This is a genomic window from Flavobacterium sp. TC780 (genome assembly GCF_056783245.1).
In genome coordinates this window covers 1-20,058 of record NZ_JBXBAV010000010.1, presented here as the reverse complement: position 1 = coordinate 20,058, position 20,058 = coordinate 1, and the positions used below count along the sequence as shown (strand labels likewise).

Annotated in this window: 20 protein-coding genes, 1 tRNA gene and 3 pseudogenes; 14 read left to right on the top strand and 10 right to left on the bottom strand. The window is 31.9% G+C overall.

Translation table 11 applies throughout. From position 1 onward, the window contains the following. Window positions 1–253: 253 nt before the first annotated feature. The 7 genes and pseudogenes from AC1RYN_RS01055 (at window position 254) to AC1RYN_RS01025 (ending at window position 4,822) form a co-directional block, all read left to right on the top strand. Complete coding sequence (locus AC1RYN_RS01055) at window positions 254–550, top strand: hypothetical protein (RefSeq protein WP_481805478.1); 297 nt, start codon at window positions 254–256, stop codon at window positions 548–550. A gap of 51 nt (window positions 551–601) precedes the next feature. Further along, window positions 602–898 (top strand): hypothetical protein, encoded by a 297-nt coding sequence (locus AC1RYN_RS01050; protein ID WP_481805477.1) that lies wholly within the window; start codon window positions 602–604, stop codon window positions 896–898. Window positions 899–949: 51 nt separating this feature from the next. After that, a complete protein-coding gene (locus tag AC1RYN_RS01045; RefSeq protein WP_481805476.1) occupies window positions 950–1,246 on the top strand; it encodes a hypothetical protein in 297 nt (98 codons plus the stop codon). A gap of 37 nt (window positions 1,247–1,283) precedes the next feature. Next, window positions 1,284–1,472: a hypothetical protein gene (locus tag AC1RYN_RS01040; protein WP_481805475.1), complete on the top strand. Its 189-nt coding sequence runs from the start codon at window positions 1,284–1,286 to the stop codon at window positions 1,470–1,472. Window positions 1,473–1,619: 147 nt separating this feature from the next. After that, window positions 1,620–1,916: a hypothetical protein gene (locus AC1RYN_RS01035; RefSeq protein WP_481805474.1), complete on the top strand. Its 297-nt coding sequence runs from the start codon at window positions 1,620–1,622 to the stop codon at window positions 1,914–1,916. A gap of 90 nt (window positions 1,917–2,006) precedes the next feature. After that, window positions 2,007–3,373, top strand: a protein-coding gene (locus AC1RYN_RS01030; protein ID WP_481805473.1) for an IS3 family transposase whose coding sequence is annotated in 2 segments (ribosomal slippage) — window positions 2,007–2,475 and window positions 2,475–3,373 — 1,368 coding nt in all. Because the reading frame shifts where the segments join, the coding sequence is not laid out codon by codon here. Window positions 3,374–3,489: 116 nt separating this feature from the next. Next, window positions 3,490–4,822: pseudogene (locus AC1RYN_RS01025) on the top strand (sigma-54-dependent transcriptional regulator). Here the strand turns inward: AC1RYN_RS01025 and AC1RYN_RS01020 are convergent. The 4 genes from AC1RYN_RS01020 to AC1RYN_RS01005 all read right to left on the bottom strand — a co-directional run bounded on the left by AC1RYN_RS01020 (window position 4,819) and on the right by AC1RYN_RS01005 (window position 9,382). Next, window positions 4,819–5,946, bottom strand: coding sequence for an ATP-binding protein (locus tag AC1RYN_RS01020; RefSeq protein WP_481805472.1), 1,128 nt, complete (start codon window positions 5,944–5,946; stop codon window positions 4,819–4,821). The pseudogene AC1RYN_RS01025 and the gene AC1RYN_RS01020 sit on opposite strands and share 4 nt — an antisense overlap. A gap of 52 nt (window positions 5,947–5,998) precedes the next feature. Next, on the bottom strand, window positions 5,999–6,526 hold the full coding sequence (locus AC1RYN_RS01015) for a sensor histidine kinase (protein ID WP_481805471.1): 528 nt from the start codon (window positions 6,524–6,526) through the stop codon (window positions 5,999–6,001). Between the two features lie 382 nt (window positions 6,527–6,908). After that, window positions 6,909–7,271, bottom strand: a complete 363-nt coding sequence (locus AC1RYN_RS01010) for a hypothetical protein (RefSeq protein ID WP_481805470.1) — start codon at window positions 7,269–7,271, stop codon at window positions 6,909–6,911. 209 nt (window positions 7,272–7,480) lie between these two features. After that, window positions 7,481–9,382 carry a S9 family peptidase gene (locus tag AC1RYN_RS01005; protein ID WP_481805469.1) on the bottom strand — a complete coding sequence of 634 codons (1,902 nt, stop codon included), beginning with the start codon at window positions 9,380–9,382 and terminating at the stop codon, window positions 7,481–7,483. 281 nt (window positions 9,383–9,663) lie between these two features. Between AC1RYN_RS01005 and AC1RYN_RS01000 the strand changes: the two genes are divergently transcribed. The 3 genes from AC1RYN_RS01000 to AC1RYN_RS00990 are packed head-to-tail and all read left to right on the top strand — an operon-like array spanning window position 9,664 to window position 12,481. Beyond that, entirely contained in the window at window positions 9,664–10,776 is a 1,113-nt protein-coding gene (locus tag AC1RYN_RS01000; protein ID WP_481805468.1) for an NAD(P)/FAD-dependent oxidoreductase, read from the top strand. Beyond that, window positions 10,776–11,534, top strand: coding sequence for a monofunctional biosynthetic peptidoglycan transglycosylase (mtgA, locus tag AC1RYN_RS00995; protein WP_481805467.1), 759 nt, complete (start codon window positions 10,776–10,778; stop codon window positions 11,532–11,534). The genes AC1RYN_RS01000 and mtgA overlap by 1 nt, the downstream gene beginning before the upstream one ends. Continuing rightward, on the top strand, window positions 11,534–12,481 hold the full coding sequence (locus AC1RYN_RS00990) for a lipid A deacylase LpxR family protein (protein ID WP_481805466.1): 948 nt from the start codon (window positions 11,534–11,536) through the stop codon (window positions 12,479–12,481). The genes mtgA and AC1RYN_RS00990 overlap by 1 nt, the downstream gene beginning before the upstream one ends. A 328-nt stretch (window positions 12,482–12,809) precedes the next feature. Here AC1RYN_RS00990 and AC1RYN_RS00985 read toward each other — a convergent pair whose 3' ends face one another. Further along, a complete protein-coding gene (locus AC1RYN_RS00985; protein ID WP_481805465.1) occupies window positions 12,810–13,187 on the bottom strand; it encodes a hypothetical protein in 378 nt (125 codons plus the stop codon). A gap of 321 nt (window positions 13,188–13,508) precedes the next feature. Further along, window positions 13,509–13,585, bottom strand: a tRNA-Ala gene (locus AC1RYN_RS00980). Between the two features lie 106 nt (window positions 13,586–13,691). Here AC1RYN_RS00980 and AC1RYN_RS00975 point away from each other — a divergent pair. Genes AC1RYN_RS00975 through AC1RYN_RS00960 form a run of 4 tightly spaced genes read left to right on the top strand, consistent with a single transcriptional unit; the run spans window position 13,692 to window position 15,901 of the window. Next, a complete protein-coding gene (locus AC1RYN_RS00975) occupies window positions 13,692–14,459 on the top strand; it encodes an enoyl-CoA hydratase/isomerase family protein (RefSeq protein WP_481805464.1) in 768 nt (255 codons plus the stop codon). A 5-nt stretch (window positions 14,460–14,464) separates the two neighbouring features. Next, entirely contained in the window at window positions 14,465–14,641 is a 177-nt protein-coding gene (locus AC1RYN_RS00970) for a hypothetical protein (RefSeq protein WP_481805463.1), read from the top strand. A 33-nt stretch (window positions 14,642–14,674) separates the two neighbouring features. Continuing rightward, a complete protein-coding gene (locus AC1RYN_RS00965; protein ID WP_481805462.1) occupies window positions 14,675–15,127 on the top strand; it encodes a 6-pyruvoyl trahydropterin synthase family protein in 453 nt (150 codons plus the stop codon). A gap of 15 nt (window positions 15,128–15,142) precedes the next feature. Then, window positions 15,143–15,901: a UDP-2,3-diacylglucosamine diphosphatase gene (locus tag AC1RYN_RS00960; RefSeq protein WP_481805461.1), complete on the top strand. Its 759-nt coding sequence runs from the start codon at window positions 15,143–15,145 to the stop codon at window positions 15,899–15,901. 115 nt (window positions 15,902–16,016) lie between these two features. Here the strand turns inward: AC1RYN_RS00960 and AC1RYN_RS00955 are convergent, their stop codons facing one another. The 4 genes and pseudogenes from AC1RYN_RS00955 to AC1RYN_RS00940 form a co-directional block, all read right to left on the bottom strand. Continuing rightward, entirely contained in the window at window positions 16,017–16,373 is a 357-nt protein-coding gene (locus tag AC1RYN_RS00955; protein WP_481805460.1) for a PH domain-containing protein, read from the bottom strand. 222 nt (window positions 16,374–16,595) lie between these two features. Continuing rightward, window positions 16,596–17,876 (bottom strand): MFS transporter, encoded by a 1,281-nt coding sequence (locus tag AC1RYN_RS00950; RefSeq protein ID WP_481805459.1) that lies wholly within the window; start codon window positions 17,874–17,876, stop codon window positions 16,596–16,598. Window position 17,877: 1 nt separating this feature from the next. Further along, window positions 17,878–19,562: pseudogene (gene recJ / locus AC1RYN_RS00945) on the bottom strand (single-stranded-DNA-specific exonuclease RecJ). Window positions 19,563–19,798: 236 nt separating this feature from the next. After that, window positions 19,799–20,002, bottom strand: a pseudogene (locus tag AC1RYN_RS00940) (HopJ type III effector protein); the annotation flags it as partial. Between the last annotated feature and the right edge of the window lie 56 nt (window positions 20,003–20,058).

Genomic DNA, 20,058 nt, shown 5'->3' with positions numbered 1-20,058 from the left:
AAAGCCTCGCAGTAATGTGAGGCTTTTTTTGTTTATGATGTCCCATTCTGAAATAAGTTGACATAAAATCGACTTATTGTATACTTTTTACACACTTTTTATCCACTTTACACACTCTTATAGCGGTAGTGGTTTTGTGAATTTAAATATAAGTACCTGTAAATTAATTGTTTATATTTGTTTTTGTTTTACGGCACAATAATTTCTTTATCTGAAGTGTAAAAACAATACAAATAATTTAAAATCTATTATTATGAAAAAGTTAATCTTATCAGCCGCAATCGTATTAGGAAGTTTGTCTTCATTTGCAACAGTTTTACCAACTTCAGTTATAGATGTTAAAACCATATCAGTTCAGGAAGAATATACAGAAATTAAAATCGAAGAATTACCAGCAGCAATTCCAGCAGCATTGAAAAAAGCATATCCAGATGCAGTACTTAATAAAGCATATGTAAATGCAAATAAAGAGTATAAGTTAGATGTAACTGTAGGAGATAAAGTAGGAAGTCTTTTTGCAGATGCAACAGGAAACTGGATTAAAAAATAATTCAATTTAGAAAATCAAAATAAATTAAAAAACATATAAAAATATATCATTATGAAAAAGTTAATCTTATCAGCCGCAATCGTATTAGGAAGTTTATCTTCATTCGCAACAACTTTACCAACTTCAGTTGTAGATGTTAAAACTATATCAGCTCAGGAAGAATATACAGAAATTAAAATCGAAGAATTACCAGCAGCAATTCCAGCAGCGTTGAAAAAAGCATATCCAGATGCAGTACTTAATAAAGCATATGTAAATGCGAATAAAGAGTATAAGTTAGATGTAACTGTAGGAGATAAAGTAGGAAGTCTTTTTGCAGATGCAACAGGAAACTGGATTAAAAAATAATTCAATTTAGAAAATCAAAATAAATTAAAAAATATATAAAAATATATCATTATGAAAAAGTTAATCTTATCAGCCGCAATCGTATTAGGAAGTTTATCTTCATTCGCAACAACTTTACCAACTTCAGTTGTAGATGTTAAAACTACATCAGTTCAAGAAGAATACACTGAAATTAAAATTGAAGAATTGCCAGCGGCTATCCCGGCAGCATTGAAAAAAGCATATCCAGATGCAGTGCTTAATAAAGCTTATGTAAATGCTAACAAAGAGTATAAGTTGGATATAACTGTAGGAGATAAAGTAGGAAGTCTTTTTGCAGATGCAACAGGAAACTGGATTAAAAAATAATTCGATTTAGAAATTTATAAACATTAAATTTAATATCATGAAAAAGTTAATCTTATCCGCAGCAATTGTATTAGGAAGTTTTTCAGCTAATGCTACAACTGTAGCTATTGCAGAACCGACTGTGAAAGTAATTAGTGTTCAGGATGAATACGTAGAGGTTAGTGCAGATGTACTTCCAGCAGAAGTAAAAGCTACTCTTGAAAAATCTTTTCAGGAGCGAAACTAGAAAAAGCGTATAAAAATGAAAAAAATGTATATAAATTAGAAATCGTTCATGGCGATAAAAAATATACTATTTTCTCTGACGCATTAGGAAATCTGATCAAAAAATAATTGATCACAAGGCAAACGAGTTAAATTTAAACATATCATTATGAAAAAAGTAATCTTATCCGTAGCAATTGTTTTAGGGAGCCTGTCAATTTATGCAGCAACTCTAACAATTACAGAGCCAGTGATTAAAGTTGTAATTGTGCAAGACGGCTACACTGAAATTAGTGAAGACACAGTGCCGGCGGCAGTAAAAACAGCTTTGCAGAAAGCTTATCCGGATGTGAAACTTGATAAGGCATATGTAAATGAAAAGAAAGAATACAAATTAGAAATTTCAGTTGGTGACCAAAAGGCTACTGTGTATTCAGATGTCAATGGCAATTGGATAAAAATATAATTTAGGTAGATTAGTTTAGGTTTTTTTAAAAAAGAGATTGCATTTTGTGAACTGCCCCCAAAAAGTTAGACACTATTTGGGGGCATTTTTATGGAAAGAAAAGTCAAATACAATTATGAATTTAAACTTCGTTGTGTAGAGGAAGTTTTAAAAAGACATAACTCGGTTAAAGGCACAGCCAAAGCAAACAGCATAGCCGAGAGTAACCTTACATGCTGGATTAGTCGTTATAATGAATTTGGAATAGAAGGTCTTTTACCAAGACAAAAAAATAAAATTTATACTGCAGACTTTAAATTGAAAGTGATACAAACCATTCAAAATAAGTCTATATCTTTGGATGAAGCCTGCTTAATTTTCCAAATTCCAGCACAGTCCACAATAATAAGCTGGCAAAGAAGATATGCGAAAGATTACTTGGCAGGTTTAGAACTTAAATCACGAGGTAGACCAGCAGTTATGAATTTTAAGAGAAAACAACGAAAAACAGATAAACCTTTAAGCAGGGAAGAAGAGCTCTTAAAGGAGTTAGAGTATCTGCGCGCTGAGAACGAAATTCTAAAAAAGTTCAACGCCTTAGTTCAAGCCGAGCAAGCCAATCAAAACAAAAAGCTCAAACCATAATGGAATTAAGGCATAAGTATGATTTAGATCTTTTACTAAATTGTATGAACATGGTTAGAAGTACGTATTATTACTATGAAAAAAAAGGTCAGGTAATCGATAAATATCAAGAGATAAAAGAATTAATTAAAAAGATTTACAATTATCATAAGGGTAGATTGGGATATAGACGTATTACTCTATTAATCAAAAAAGAAGGTATTTTAATTAATCACAAAACAGTACTTCGATTGATGAAATTTTTAGGATTAAAAAGTTTAATCAGAATCAAGAAGTACAGATCATATAAAGGTGAACAGGGAAGAATAGTTCCCAATATATTACAACGTAATTTTAAGGCAGATAAACCTAATGAGAAATGGGCAACCGATGTGACTGAATTTAATGTTTCTGGCAATAAACTGTACTTATCGCCGATAATTGATCTGTTTAATGGAGAGATAATCAGCTATGAATTATCTCAAAGACCAGTGTTTAATCAAATCTCAACAATGCTTGAAAAAGCATTTGCAAAAATACCAGATAATACTAATTTAACTCTGCATTCTGACCAAGGCTGGCAGTATCAAATGAAACAATATCATTATTTATTAAAGAAAAAAGGAATTAAACAAAGTATGTCCAGAAAAGGGAATTGTCTTGACAATGCGGTTATTGAAAATTTCTTCGGAATATTAAAATCAGAACTGTTTTATCTTAAAAAATACAGTTCTATTAATCAATTGAAACAAGAGATTGTTGAGTATATAAATTATTATAATAATGACAGAATTAAACTTAATCTAAAAGGAATGAGCCCGATACAATACCGAGCTCATTATTTTCAAACTTAATTATTAATTTGTCTAAACTTTTGGGTGCAGTCTATTGCAATCTCTTTTTTTTTGCAAAATTTTGTGAAAATACAATTAATTTAGTCTTATTTTTAGCATGAAAAGTCCAAACACTAATGCCAAAGATTTTATTAATAGAAGATGATATTTCGTTTTGTAAATTATTAGATAAATTTCTAACAAAAAAAGCATACACAGTTGTGACTGCTTTTTCTGCAACCGAAGCCAGAAATATAATTAAGGATGAATCTTTCGATCTTATTATTACAGACTTAAGACTTCCAGATTCAGATGGAATAGGGTTGATGACTGAATTTAAAAAAATCTATCCTGAAATTCCAGTTATTTTAATGACAGGGTATTCAGACGTAAATACAGCTGTGAAGGCTATAAAAAATGGTGCTGCAGATTATATTTCGAAACCATTTAATCCAGAAGAAGTTTTATTAGTAATTTCAAATGCTTTACAAAATTCTGTTGTAGTTCTAGAAAAAGAACAAAAAATAAAGTCTCAAAAAAAATCAAACGAATTTGAGATTGTAAAAGGAATTTCTAAAGCTTCAAAGAAATTAGCTGAGCATATTAAGCTTGTTAGCCCAACTAATATGTCGGTTTTAATAATTGGGGAAAGTGGTACAGGAAAAGAAATCATAGCCAAAAGTATTCATGAACAAAGCCCTAGAAAAGGGAATAATTTCATTGCTGTAGATTGTGGTGCTATACCCAAAGAATTAGCTGCAAGTGAGTTTTTCGGACATTTAAAAGGTTCTTTTACAGGAGCTATTACAGATAAAATAGGTTATTTTGAAGCCGCAAATGGAGGAACTGTCATTTTTAGACGAAATCGGAAATCTTTCTTATGAAAATCAAATTCAACTTTTGAGAGCTTTACAAGAACGAAAAATAAAACCCGTTGGAAGTAATAAAGAAATTGATGTTGATATACGTATTGTAACAGCAACCAACGAAGATTTAAGAGAAGCTGTGCAAAAAGGAGATTTTCGTGAAGATTTATATCATCGAATAAATGAGTTTTCTATTCATTCACCTTCACTGATTGAAAGAGAAGAAGATCTAATGATTTTTGCAGATTTCTTTCTTGAAAAAGCTAATGAGCAATTAAATAAAAACATTATTGGTTTTTCAGATGAAGTAATTGCAGTTTTCCAAAAATACAGATGGCCTGGAAATTTAAGAGAACTTCAAAACTGTGTCAAAAGAGCAACGTTATTATCACAAGGAGATTTTATAGAGACAAGTGTATTGCCTTTAGAATTTTTTCAGACCCAAAAGCAGGTACCAAATGATTTTTCATTGTCTGAAAATGAAAAAGAAGCTATTATTCATGCTTTGTCAAAAGCTAAAAACAATAAATCAGAAGCTGCAAAAATGCTGAAGATTACTCGAAAAACTTTATACAATAAGTTAAAGCAATATAATATAGATTAAGTTGTTTCTTTTTCAAGTATCTGGAGTAGTGAATTGATTTTAGTTTTTAATTCATCAAAAATTGTCTCTAAATCTGTATCTGAGTATTTGTTTTGTTCTAAATCACCTAAAATCTTACTGATTTCAGAAGCATTGATTTGTTTGAACATTGGAGACATTCGGTGTGCAATAGCATTTATTTCGATAGCATCTTTACTCTCAATACTCTTCTCTAAAACTACTAAGTTTTCTTTTGTTGTTGTTATAAATGTCTTAAGTACTTCTTGAAGGGCTTCTTTGTCATTGGTTAAAAATGATTTTAAAGAATCTAGAGAAAACCCTTTCTCTGAATTAGAGTTGTTAATGTCGCTATCCTCAGGCTCAATTTTATACGAACTATCAAATAATGAAAGGATCGTTTTGAGTAATGTTTTAGGAGAATAAGGTTTTTTTACAACAGTTGTAAAACCAGCATCTATATAAACTTCTAAATCTAAATCATCTCTTCCTGTTAAGGCAATTATAGGTTGGTTTTGATATTGAGAGTTCGTAGTTTTTTTTAATTTTTCTATAAATTGAAATCCATCAATTTCTGGCATTTGTATATCGGTTATGATAAAGTCAAAAGGAGTATTCTGGATTGTTTTTAAAGCGTTGTTTGCATTATTAAAAGCCAAAACTGTATAATTGTTTTGCTTTAAAACTTCAGAAGTCAAACCCAGTAAATTAGTATCGTCGTCTATTACAATTGCAGTTTTAGATAAAATTAAAGGAGCGGTGTGATTTTCTCGGTTTGTTGGTTCTTCTAATTCAGATTTTGGATTGGTATCGAAAACTAGTGGAAGTTGAATTTCAAAAGTACTGCCTTTTCCAAAAACACTTTTTAGATGTAAATCACCACCTAAAAGAGTTGCTATTTTTTTTGATATAGCAAGACCTAAGCCAGTTCCTCCATATTTTTTTTCAATATTTTCATTGGCTTGAGCAAATTCTTCGAATATTAAATTTTGATTTTTTTTCTCAATTCCAATACCAGAATCTTCTACTTTTATAATAACAAAATCTCCATTATAATTAATTGCAGCATCGATTTTTATAAAACCTTTTTCGGTAAACTTATAAGCATTACCAATAATATTACTCAAAATTTGTTTCAGTCGAAAAGAATCTCCAATTATTCTTTGGTTTAATTTTTCGTCAGCATGAAATGATAAGTTCTATGTCCTTTTGTTTGTAAACAGATTGTATGCTTTTGGCAACTTCGGTTATGATTTCAGGAAGTAAGAAAGGTTTTTTTTCGATTGTAATTTTTCCAGCCTCGATTTGAGAAAAATCAAGTAAATCTTGTACCAATTGCGATATGTATTCGGATGAATTTTTAATATTCTTGATGAAATACGATTGCTTTGTATTTATATCAGAATTATCTAAGAGTTCAGTATAGCCTACAATTGTGCTCAATGGAGTTTTTAGATCATGACTTACTGTAGAAATGAGCTGTTCACGGCTTTTTAAAAGATTTCTAGTCTTAAAATTGGCAATTTCTAATTGTTTCTTATAAAGTTGGGTCTTGGAGAAATCACTCGCAATAAGGATAGAAAAAAAGATAGTGAGCAGCAGGCCTACAATGGCCGCACCAGTAACAATCTGATTGATTTTTTTTAATGATTTTTCTTTATCAGTATTATATTTAATGGAGTTTATTATGATTTCACGCTCGATCATGCGTAGCACTTTTCGGAGTTGTTCAGAAATCAGAATTTCATTTTTAAGTAATTTGTTCTCCTGATAATTGAGTGATTCCTTTTTCTTTTCTGTTTCCCTTTTTACTGAACTTAATAATTTTTTGGATGTAGATAAGATAGAATCAGATGCTTTTTTGCTTAATGTATTTGTACTGTCATCTGGAATATTTTGATTGAGATAATCAACATATTTTTGGAGAACATTACGCTGATATGTTCCTAGTTTTTCAGGATTTTTGGCAAAATCTTCAAGTTGTAATTTACGTAATGAAAATTCGAGTTTCGTTAATTCATCAATGGCATTGTTTACTGTAACTTCATCATTAGCTTTGCTTTTGATAGATTTTAATTGTCGAATGTTTCTAGTTTTCAGCCAACAAATAATTCACACTATCCAATAAAACAATTTGAGATTGGGTAGTAACTATTTTTTTTAAAGAATCAATTCGAATTCGTAAGGAATCAGATTCTTTGATATAGTGTTTGAAATCGGTTTCAGAATTAGATTGAATGGTTTTTCGAGCCAGACTTTCAGTTTTGTATACGTTTGAAAATAGCTGACTTACTTTTAAAATTTTAGTTTTTTCAAAAGCAATTTTACTTTCTATATTTGAATAAATAACATTCTCTGAATATAAAACCCATCCTACACTAATTACAAGAGAAGCTAATGCAATGTAACTTATAAAAACTTTAAGCGGAATGTAACTGTTTTTACTCTCCATAGATTATAATTGTAGGGATTTTGTTTTTTATATTATCGCAATTTATTTAAAATTTTCTGATTAAGGATTATAAATCACGATCAATATGTTATATGATTTTAATTAGTAAATGCAAAAAAAGCCACAGATACCTTTTAATATCTGCAGCTTTTATATAAAATTATTTTAAACAAATTAATTGTTTAGTCTCTAATTCAAGAACAATTTGATTATAGTGTTTCGTCTAACCATTTAAAGAATTCACTTTGCCAAACTTGGGCATTCTGAGGTTTTAAAACCCAGTGATTTTCTTCAGGGAAATACAATAATCTACTTTTTATTCCGCGTAATTGAGCAGCTTGAAATGCTTCTTGAGATTGACCGATTGGCACACGGAAATCTTTTCCACCTTGAATAATCAAGATTGGTTTGTTCCATTTGTCAACGTAGTTTATTGGGTTAAAAGTAGTATATGCTTTTTGAGCAACTGCATTATTTTTATCCCAGTAAGGCCCACCAAAATCCCAATTGTTGAAGAAAACTTCTTCGGTAGTTCCAAACATACTTTGTGTATTGAAAACACCATCATGAGCAATAAAAGTTTTAAAACGGTTGTTGTGAATTCCTGCTAAAAAGAAAGCCGAATAACCACCGTAGCTTGCACCTACACAACCTAAACGAGTTTTATCAACATAGTTTTCTTTTGCAACATCATCAATAGCTGATAAGTAATCATCCATAACTTGTCCGCCCCAATCCTTACTAATTTGTTCGTTCCATTTTACTCCATGACCAGGCATTCCGCGACGGTTAGGCGCTACAACTATATAACCTTTAGCAGCCATTAGTGAGAAATTCCAACGGTAAGAATAGGATTGTGTTAAAGCAGATTGTGGCCCGCCTTGGCAATATAAAAGTGTTGGATATTTTTTTGAAGCATCAAAATTTGGAGGCAAAATTACCCAAACCAACATTTTTTTACCATCGGTTGTAGTAACATAACGTCTCTCAGTTTTGCTTAAAGTAAGTTTTTCGTATGTGTTAGTATTTACATCTGACAATTGCTTCCAAGTATTCTTTTTAAAGTTAAAAGAGAAAATCTCGTTAGCATGATTCATGTCTGATCTGCTAACAATGATGTTATCATCTGCAAAACCAACTAAATCATTCACATCATAATTACCATTTGTAATTTGACGAACATTTATAGCAATTTTAGTCAATCCAGGGAAATTCACTTCAAAAAGTTGTTTTGTGCCATCAATAGGTGCTACAAAAAATACTTTCTTACCATCTTTACTCCACATGAAGCTATTTACGGTTCCATCCCAATTAGCAGTTAGGTTCATCTTCATACCTTTAAAATCAACAATAATGTCGTTTTTATCAGCTTCATACCCATCACGTTTCATTTGCAGCCAAGTTAAATTTCCTGCTGGTGAAAATTGTGGGGCCATATCATAACCTAAATTATCTTCGGTTCTGTTTGTTGTTTTACCAGTTTCAAGGTTGTACTCGTAAATATCAGTATTGGTAGAAATTGCATACTGTGTTCCTGCTTTTTTCTTGCTTACATACAAAATGCTTTTGCCATCAGGTGACCAAATATAATCTTCGTCTCCACCAAAAGGTTTTTGAGGGCTGTTGAAGTTCTCTCCTTTTAAAAGATCGATTCCAGTAGCACCATCTTTATTTTCTTTGTAAAAAACATGATTAAATTTCCCTTCATTCCAAGTGTCCCAATGGCGGTAATCTAAACCATCGTAGATTTGCGCATCAGATTTATTCAGGCTAGGGTAAAAATCTTTCCCTAAAACTTTGTCAATTTTTACTTCTTCATTGTACACTAAAAATTTCCCATCTGGAGAAATGTTTTTGTTAGTTAAGACTGTTTTTATATCTGAAACTTCAGTAGCTTTTCCTCCATTTACAGGTAGTGTATAATATTTTGATTGCGAATTATTTTCGACAATTGATGGTGTTGTAACCTTATAAACAACGTTTTTTCCATCTTTTGAAAGTCCAAGTGGAGTAACTCGTCCTAACTTCCATAATAATTCGGGTGACATTACATTTTGTGCCATGGTGCTTAAACTCATCATTACTAAGGTTGTAAATAGTGCTTTTTTCATAGATTTAAACTTAAATTTTAAGGTTCTAAAAGTACAAAATTTATTCCAGCAACCTGACGATAACACGGTAGGTATTTTCTTAAATAAAAGATAAAAAGCAATTGTGAATTTGAGGAACTGGTTGAATCAGATAAATAATTATGAGTTTATTTTAAGTTTTATTCGGGGCAATTTTGTTAGATGATTTTAATTTACTTAGATGGTAGAATAAAACGATTAATCTGTAAAACTCTTCTTATTGTAGATACTCAAAAAAACACTATTTTTATAAAAAATATCAAATGGAATTAAGTTATTGGGAGCTTAAAAATTGGTTTACAAATGTAGATTTTACTATTGTTGGTAGTGGAATTGTAGGCTTGCATGCAGGATTACGCTTACGCGAAAAATTTCCCAAAGCTAAAATTCTGATTCTAGAAAAAGGAATGTTACCCCAAGGAGCAAGTACAAAAAATGCGGGTTTTGCTTGTTTTGGAAGCCTGTCGGAAATAGTTGACGATTTAAAATCGCATACAGAAGAAGATGTAATCAAGCTTATTGAAAAGCGTTGGAAAGGGTTGCAGTTATTACGTAAACGATTGGGAGATCATGCAATTGATTTCAAACCTTATGGAGGGTATGAGTTGTTTTTGAAAGAAGATGAAAAAGGATACAATGAATGCTCAAGCAAATTAGCTTTTGTAAATGAAATTCTTAAACCATTTTTTAAGACAGATGTTTTTGCTAAAGAAGTAGATTGTTTTGAGTTTAAAGGTATTCATGAGTATTTGGTCTTTAATCCTTTTGAAGGACAATTAGATACTGGTAATATGATGCAAGCGTTGTTGAAAGAAGCAATTGAGGCAAACATTTTGATTTTGAATAAGCAAACCGTTACTTCCTATTTTGACAAAGGCAATCTTGTTGAGGTTGCATTAGGAGATTTTATTTTCACTACAAATAAACTCCTATTCGCCACAAACGGATTTGCAAGTAAACTTACAGATGGAGAAGTGAAGCCAGCAAGAGCACAGGTTCTTATTACAGAACCTATTCATGATTTAGAAATTAAAGGTACGTTTCACTTAGATAGAGGCTATTATTATTTTAGAAATGTAGGCGATAGAATTTTATTAGGTGGTGGTCGAAATCTGGATTTTGAAACAGAAACCACAACCGAATTTGGACATACAGAAATTATACAAAATAAATTGGAAGATTTGTTGAAAAATGTAATTTTACCAAATCAAAAAATAGATATTGCTCACAGATGGAGTGGGATAATGGGAGTAGGAAATAGTAAAAATCCAATTGTAACTCAATTGTCTGAAAACGTATATTGTGGCGTTCGATTAGGAGGGATGGGAGTAGCAATAGGTAGTTTAATAGGAACAGAATTAGCAGATTTAATATAATGGCGACTAAAAAAGCAGCACCAAAAAAAACAACAACAAGTAAAGCAAAACCAACTTCTAAGAAGAATAATAGGTCGTTTGGTAGTAAATTAGTCCGTTTTTTTTGGAAACTACTTTTGTGGTTCTTTGGAGTTTCAATATTTTTTGTGGTGCTTTTTAAATTTGTTCCAGTTCCTTTTACGCCTTTAATGGTAATTCGTGGTATTGAAAATAAAATAGCAGGGAAAGAAAATTATTTTAGTCACGATTGGGAGCCAATTGAGAATATATCCATGAATTTACAAAAAGCAGTTATTGCGAGTGAAGATGGAACTTTCTTAAAACACAATGGTTTTGACTTTAAGGCATTGCAAAAAGCATACAAAAGTAATGAGCGCGGTAGAAGAATAAGAGGAGGAAGTACCATATCACAACAAACTGCCAAAAATGTTTTTTTATGGCAAGGAAAAAGTTATTTCCGTAAAGGACTGGAAGCTTATTTTACAGTCTTGATCGAATTAGTTTGGGGAAAAGAACGTATTATGGAAGTATATCTTAATAGCATCGAGATGGGAGATGGAGTATATGGAGCCGAGGCTGCAGCACAACATTGGTACCGCAAGAGTGCAAAGAGTCTTACACCTATACAGGCTGCAGGAATTGCTGCTATCTTACCAAATCCGCGTAAGTTTAAAGCAACGGGGTCCTCAAGCTACATAAATAAAAGGAAAAATAAAATTGTTAAAGTGATGCGCAGCGTTGGCAAAATTGATTATTGATGATACCAAAAAAAGCATTAAGCATCACTCTAATTTTTATTGTAACTTTTGTTTTTGCTCAAAGCAGAACTCAAGAGATAGGTTTTGTTACAGATAATGATTTGTATACATCATCTAAAAATGATAAGTATTATACAAATGGGCTGGAGCTTTTTTATAGATTTTTATCTGAAAACAATAATGAAAAAGTAAATAAAAAAATCACTGAATTTCGATTAGGACAGTATATTTATAATCCACATACTATAAATGCAGATGATATTGCTTTAAACGATAGACCGTTTGCAGGGTATCTTTTTGCAGGAGTAGGTCGAAATACCTTTTATCAAAATGAATCTGTATTAAAGGTTGACTTTCAACTAGGTTTTATTGGTAAGAACTCTTTTGGAGAAGAGATGCAAGAGCAATTTCATAATTTTTTCCAATATAGATCAGTTCATGGCTGGCAACATCAAATTCACAATGCTTTAGCAATTCAAACTCATTTTCTGTATTCTACCAAGTTGTTTCCAAAGATAAATTACAATTATATAGATTTTAATTTTCAATCAGAAGCTAATCTGGGGACTATTTTTACAGGAATAAAAGCAGGATGGATGACAAGGATCGGTTTTAAAAAACTAGTTCCAATTTATGATTCCAATCTTCACGGAGCCTCAATGAATGCCAATCCAGCATTGAAACAAAGCGAATTTTATTTTTATGCAATTCCTAGTATTAATTGTCAAGTGTATGATGCCACTATTCAAGGAAGTTTGTTTAATGATAATAGTCCCGTAACATATAATTTAATTCCACTTCGTTTTAATGCCGAAGCAGGCTTGAAATACAGAAAGAATAGTCTTAATTTATCTTATGCATTTGTTTACAGAAGTAAAGAATTAAAACATAAAGATAATATGGGATATTTCTATGGTTCAATTCAGGTTTCTTACTTGTTGAAATAAAAAAACCGTAATCGCATATTTAAAATAGGATTACGGTTTAGCATTTGTTTTTCTTTTATTGAACACTTTTAATAATGTGTTTTATTCCCACTTACTAATTCAGAAATATATTAAAATATGTTATATTTTATTCGAAAAACAAATAATTTTCTTTTGTAAACTATTATTACATTCTATTGCCTCAAGTTCGATAATTACTATTTAGCTATATATAGTTGTTGTTGCATAATGAATCTTTGTTCTCTCAAAGAGAGAAATTATTCAAAAACAAATACAACATATTTTTTCTTACAAAAATGTAAAATAATGATTAATTGTAGGTTTATATTTATTGTTTGACGTAATTCCCAGGCAAATGTCCTTTTGAGTGCATTCTTGTATTTGATGTTTTTGAAAAGTTAAATCGAAATATAAAACCTTGATCACCCTGATGAAAGTCAGATACATACAAATTTGGTGTAGAAGATATCTCTTGCGCTAATGTTTGAGAGTATGTATTCGCTTGCCTACTAAAGGAAAAAGACTTACCACTTGTAGTATATTTTATGTCATGATTTGTAAAAGTTAATGTTGCCCCAGAAGCTTCATCTTTCCAAACTCCTTGTATCCATGCTGGAGGATTAAAAATACCGTAGGCGTCTTCATCACCTGAAGAACATGAAATAGTAATAATGGTTAAACTAAATAATAGTAATAATTTTTTCATGTGAAATGTTTATAAAAATTAAGAAAGTAATACGATATATTAAGAGATTAGGCTCTTGATCGAATTGTCTAAATTCAAAAAACATACCATTTGTAGAAAATTAACTACGTTTTAACACCGTTTTATTGGATATACGAGCTAGTTTGTATTTTTGTAAAGTTTTAAATCTGATAAAAAGAGATTAATATGAAGGGGATTTTTTTTGGTAATAATTTAATAATAGCGTATTTATTTATCGAACTTATTTTTTTATTATAATGAAGTAGTCCTAAAAAAATAAAACCTCTGTAAAAATTAATTTACAAAGGTTTATTCTTTTATTGGTGGAGAATACCGGATTCGAACCGGTCACCTCTTGCCTGCCAGGCAAGCACTCTAGCCAAATGAGCTAATCCCCCAATACGATAGCAAATAAAGTCATTTAATTGGCAAAAAGCAAATTTCAAAACGCATCACCTTAAAATAGTTGCCAAAATCGTAACTTTACAATCAAAACTATTTTTTATGAGCTCAGAAAATCAATACGGTTCACTTCATACCGTAATTCAAAATAATATAGCAACAGTTGAGTTTTATCACCCGGCAAGTAATTCTTTTCCTAGAACTTTGCTTAATAAATTAACTGCTGAAATTGACAGCTTGAGTAAAAATGATGCAGTTACAGTTGTTATTTTAAGAAGCGAGGGAAATGGTGCTTTTTGCGCAGGAGCTTCTTTTGATGAACTTCTAGCAGTTGAAAACGAAGAGCAAGGAGCTGAGTTTTTCTCAGGATTTGCCCATCTTATCAATGCAATGAGAAATTGTTCTAAAATAATTGTCGGACGTATTCATGGTAAATCAGTTGGGGGAGGAGTTGGTATTGCAGCTGCTTGTGATTATGCTTTTGCTACACAAGAAAGTGCTGTAAAACTTTCAGAATTAGCAATTGGAATTGGGCCATTTGTTATAGAGCCAGCAGTTTCTAAAAAGATTGGAAAAACGGCAATGACAGAGATGACACTTGCTGCTCATGAATGGAAATCGGCAACTTGGGCAAATCATAAAGGGCTTTTTGCAAAAGTATTAGAAAACGAAGTAGAGTTGGACGAAGAGTTATCTCACTTTGTTTTGAAGTTAGCAAGTTATAATCCAGAAGCCTTATTTGAGATGAAGAAAATTATCTGGCAAGGAACCGAAAATTGGGGTTCATTGCTTTTGGAAAGAGCTCAGATTTCCGGAAAATTAGTTTTGTCAGATTTTACAAAATCTGCTTTATTACAATTTAAAAAATAATTAATATGAATGTTATTTTATTCTTTCAACGAATAGATGTTGCGGAGAAAATGAAGACTGCTCCCGATAGTGCTTATCAGATTGGAGTAGTAATTGGTTCGTTTATTCCATTCGTTATTTTGGTTGGAGTAGCCTACTGGATGTATAACCGGGCTAAAAAAAGAGACAAAAACGGTTTTTAATTTAGTAAATTTGCAACTTAAAAATACAACTCAATGAGTAATATCAGAATTACAAAACAATTTAGTTTCGAAACAGGGCACGCACTTTATGGTTATGATGGGAAATGTAAAAATGTTCACGGACATAGTTATAAGCTCTCTGTAACAGTTATTGGTTCACCAATTACTGATCGCAATAACGTAAAGCACGGAATGGTAATTGATTTTTCGGATCTAAAGAAAATTGTAAAAGAAGAAATCGTAGATCAGTTTGATCATGCTACGGTTTTTAATGAAACAACACCGCATATAGAACTGGCAAACGAACTAAAAAATCGTGGGCACCATGTGATTTTAGTTGATTATCAGCCAACAAGTGAGAATATGGTTGTTGATTTTTCAGAAAGAATTATCAAAAGATTACCAACAAACATCTCTCTTTTCTCTTTAAAACTTCAAGAAACAGAATCGTCATTTGCAGAATGGTACGCAAGCGATAATTTGTAATCGAAATATATTTTCATGCAATTACCCAATAATAAAAAAGTTTATTTTGCTTCCGATCAACATTTTGGAGCACCTACACCCGAATTAAGTTTTCCTCGTGAGCAAAAATTTGTTGCGTGGCTCGATGAGGTAAAAAAAGATGCTGAGGCCATTTTTTTATTAGGTGATCTATTCGATTTTTGGTTTGAATATAAAACGGTTGTTCCTAAAGGATTTATTCGTGTTTTGGGTAAATTGGCAGAAATTCGTGATAGCGGAATTCCTGTATATTTCTTTGTAGGAAATCATGATTTATGGATGGATGATTATTTTGAAACAGAACTTAATATTCCTGTTTATCATGATAATAAAGAATTTACTTTTGGAGGAAAAACATTTCTGATAGGTCATGGAGACGGAAAAGGTCCAGGAGATAAAGGATATAAAAGAATGAAAAAAGTCTTTACAAACCCATTCTCAAAATGGATTTTCAGATGGCTTCATCCAGATGTTGGTGTGAAATTAGCACAATATTTATCAGTAAAAAATAAATTAATTTCTGGAGCCGAAGATGTAAAGTTTTTAGGAGAAGAAAATGAATGGTTGGTATTATATGCTAAACGTAAATTAGAAACGAAACATTATAATTATTTCGTTTTTGGACACCGTCATTTGCCTATGATTCTTTCTGTAGGTCAAGATTCTAATTATGTGAATCTTGGTGACTGGATAGGATATTTTACCTACGGAGTTTTTGATGGTGAAACTTTCGAACTGAAAGAATTTGGAAAATAATCTGTTAAAGAAAAACAGCCAGGTTTACAATTTTATTTAACGGTACAGTAAAAATGGTAGCCATATAAGTTATGAAACTCCCTTGTTTTAAAAGTTTTAAAATAAGGGAGTTGTATTAGTTTAAACCAACTCCATAAACATATTCTTCTAGCTGAATTTTGAATAATGAGCCTTTTACTAAATCTTCAATAGCTTTTAATTCATCCATAGAAACAGCCAAGTCTATTTGAGAACATGGAGTCTTTAGTAAAAATTTATGGCATTTATTTTTTAAGGCACATTCATCACAACAGGCATTTGTCATTAAGCTGTCTTCGATTAAATCATCAAAATCTTTTAATTCGGATAATGAAAAGTAAAATCCAGTTTCTTTAAATATCAATTGTATTTTATCAAATAGAGTTTCATTATGGCTCTTCCAATAAAAAGAAATTCCGAAGTCGTTATGATATATTTGTTCTATTTCTCTCATGATCATCAATTATAAAAACAAATATAATTATTATTTATATTAATTCTAAATAAAAAAATCATAAAATCGGTAAATTTTTGTTAACGACAGAGTTAACCTAAATTTAGGTTAACTAATTGACATGGATTTGTGTTGCTTATATCTTTGTAAGCGAAGTGGAAGTAATAGGTTTTAAACCAGTTTTCAATAGCTGTAAAATTTAGTTTCCAACAATGTTCTTTATTAGTTCATGTTTTGATGGTCTTCCATATCTTTTTGTAAATCCAGATTTCTAAAAGTTGGAGATTTTATTCCAAAGCCTAAAACAGTTAAGAGTGTCATACTTCCACCAAAAACAACCGAAGTAACAGTTCCCATAAGTCTTGCTGTTAAGCCGCTTTCAAAAGCTCCTAGTTCGTTAGAGGAACCGACAAACATTGAGTTTACGGCAGCAACTCGACCACGCATATGATCTGGAGTTTTAAGTTGCAAAATGGTTTGGCGTATAACGACCGAAATACCATCGGCAACACCACTTAAAAATAAAGCAGCAACCGAAAGCCAGAAAATAGTAGATATACCAAATGTAATTATGCATAGTCCGAAAACAAAAATTGCAGCTAAAAGTTTCATTCCTGCTTTTTTATACAAAGGAACATAGGCAGAAATTAGCATTGTAATAAAGGCACCCACTGCAGGAGCAGCTCGCAATATACCAAAACCTTCAGGACCAACTTTTAAAATGTCTTGGGCAAATATGGGTAATAAAGCAACAGCTCCACCAAAAAGGACAGCCACCATATCAAGAGACAGTACACCTAATATCGTTTTGTTATTAAATACAAACTTGATTCCTTCTTTTAGGCTTTCCATAACTGGCTCACCAATTTTCGGATTTAAAATAGGTTTTTTACTAATTTGTGATAGTGCGATTAATGCAAAGAGCGAACAGGCAAAAACGGAACACATAGACCAATGAACACCTATATAGTTAATTGAAAATCCTGCAATAGCTGGGCCTAAAACGGAGCCTACCTGCCAAACTGAACTACTCCAGGTAGCAGCATTAGGGTATAATTTTTTAGGTACAATTAAGGATAAGAGAGAGAAAATCGTTGGGCCTAAAAACGCTCTTACTAATCCGCCTAAGAAAACCAAAAAATAAATAGAGTATAAAATAGCATCTTTAGAAAAACCACTTACTATTTTTGGCCATGTCAGTAAAAATAAACCAAAACTAATAACCGAAAATCCCAGAATGCATTTTACTAATAGTCCTTTTTTCTCATTTTGATCTACAATATGACCAGCAAATAAAGCCATAGAAACTGCTGGAATTACTTCCATTAAGCCAATAATTCCTAATGAAAGTGGATTTTTGGTTAAACTATATACTTCCCATTCAATAACGATAAATTGCATAGACCAGGCAAAAACCATGGCAAAACGCAATACTAAAAAAACATTAAACTCTTTGTAGCGTAACGCTGCGTATGGATCGTTTTTTTTGATTTTATCTGTCATCTTACTGGATGTCTTTTAACATTAGTTGCGTAGAAATAGTGCCATTCCATTCGTTTTCTGAGATGCAATAAGTAGCTTGAAACGGCTTTTGTTGTGTTGTTAAGTCTAATTTTTTGCCTAAACCAAATCCGATTGCTGAGATTCCTTCGGAGTTGTTTTGCTTTACAAAAAGTTTAAGATGGTCTTCATCTGCTCCCATGGCTTTTGCATACCCTGTATCTTTTATATTTTTTGTCATAAAAACAGGCGTCATATTGAGAGGGCCAAGGCTCGAATTGTTTTAAAATCCGAATTAATTTTGGAGTAATATCGGTAAAATTAATCTCGGCATCAATTTCGATTTCGGGAGTTAACATTTCGGGTAGAATAGTTTTTTGTACCTGTTTTTCAAAGGCTTCTTTAAACGTTGGATAATTTTCTTCTTTTAATGTCATTCCTGCTGCATACATATGTCCTCCAAATTGCTCTAAATGTTCAGCACAGGCATCGAGTGCATTGTATACATCAAACCCTTTTACAGAGCGAGCAGAAGCGGCATATTTATCACCACTTTTTGTAAAAACAAGAGTGGGACGATAATACGTTTCTTTAACCTAGAAGCCACAATACCGATAACACCTTTGTGCCAGTCTTCCTGAAAAACTACAGTTGAAAATCGATTTTGTTCTTGATTTTTTTCTATTTGCTGAAAAGCTTCTTTGGTAATTTGTTTGTCCAGATCCTTACGGTCGGCATTGTATTTTTCTATTTCGGATGAAATTGTTGTGCTTGCTCAAAGTTGAATTCAGTTAATAATTCGACAGCGTGATTGCCGTGCTTAATTCGACCAGCTGCATTAATTCGTGGAGCTATGATAAAAACAACATCGGTAATGTCGAGTGATTTTTTCTTTACTTGGTGAACCAAAGCTTTTATTCCTGGTCTTGGATCACTATTAATAACTTGTAAGCCGTAATAAGCTAAAACTCTATTTTCACCCGTCATTGGTACAATATCTGCCGCAATTGCAGTTGCAACCAAATCTAAGTAAGGAAATAAATCATCAATAGTTTGATTACGATTTGTTCCTAAAGCCTGAATTAATTTAAAACCTACACCACAACCACATAATTCATCATAAGGATAAAAACAATCTTCTCTTTTTGGATCTAAAACGGCAACCGCATCGGGAAGAAATTCTCCAGGACGGTGGTGATCACAAATAATGAAGTCTATGTTTCGTTCTTTTGCGTAAGCGACATGATCGATAAGATTTTATACCACAATCTAAAGCGATAATGAGTGAAAAACCATTATCATCGGCAAAATCAATTCCCATAAATGAAACTCCATCCCCTTCGGCATAACGATCTGGAATGTAGGTTGCTACATTTGGGTAGTATGATTTTAAGTAAGAAGAAACTAAAGAAACAGCCGTTGTACCATCGACATCATAATCGCCAAAAACAAGATGTTTTCCTGATTGGCAATTGCAAGTTCGATTCGGGAAACTGCTTTGTCCATATCCTTCATAAGATACGGATCATGAAGATGTTCTAATGATGGACGAAAGAAATTCTTAGCATCATCAAAAGTTTCAATACCACGTTGGATTAATAAAGTTGCTACAAAATCTTCTACATTTAGAACTTGTGCCAAATGTTTGATTTTATCTTCGGAAGGTTTTGGTTTTAATGTCCAACGCATGGTTGATTTTAGATTTTTAGTCCGGAGTCCCGAAACTTCAGGACGGGATTGATTTTAGTATTTTAATGCCACAGATTAAAATGATGAGAATGATTTTTTTAATCTGTGTTAATCTGTAAAATCTGTGGCAAAGAGCATTTACTTTTAATTTTGTCAAATCGGAGTGGAGTCGAGATTCTTTGTTTAACGAGAGTGGTTTCGACTCCGCTCAACGAACGTGACAGCGTGAAAATATATTATTTCAGTTTCAAAGCTTCACCTTCAAACTGAATTCCGTCCCAACCTAAGTTGATGAAGTTTCTAATGTTTTGATGATTGGTTCCGTTTGGATCTCCTAAAACTTCTTCAAAATAAAAAGCTCCAAAACAAGCCAAGGTTTCTTCCTTAGAAAGGTTTTGTGCTTTTGCAAAAGCAAATAATTTACAAGAACCTGAGTTTTCGCAGGTGCTGCCTCCCTAACAACAGGAGCATGTATTAACCTTAGCAATACGTAATG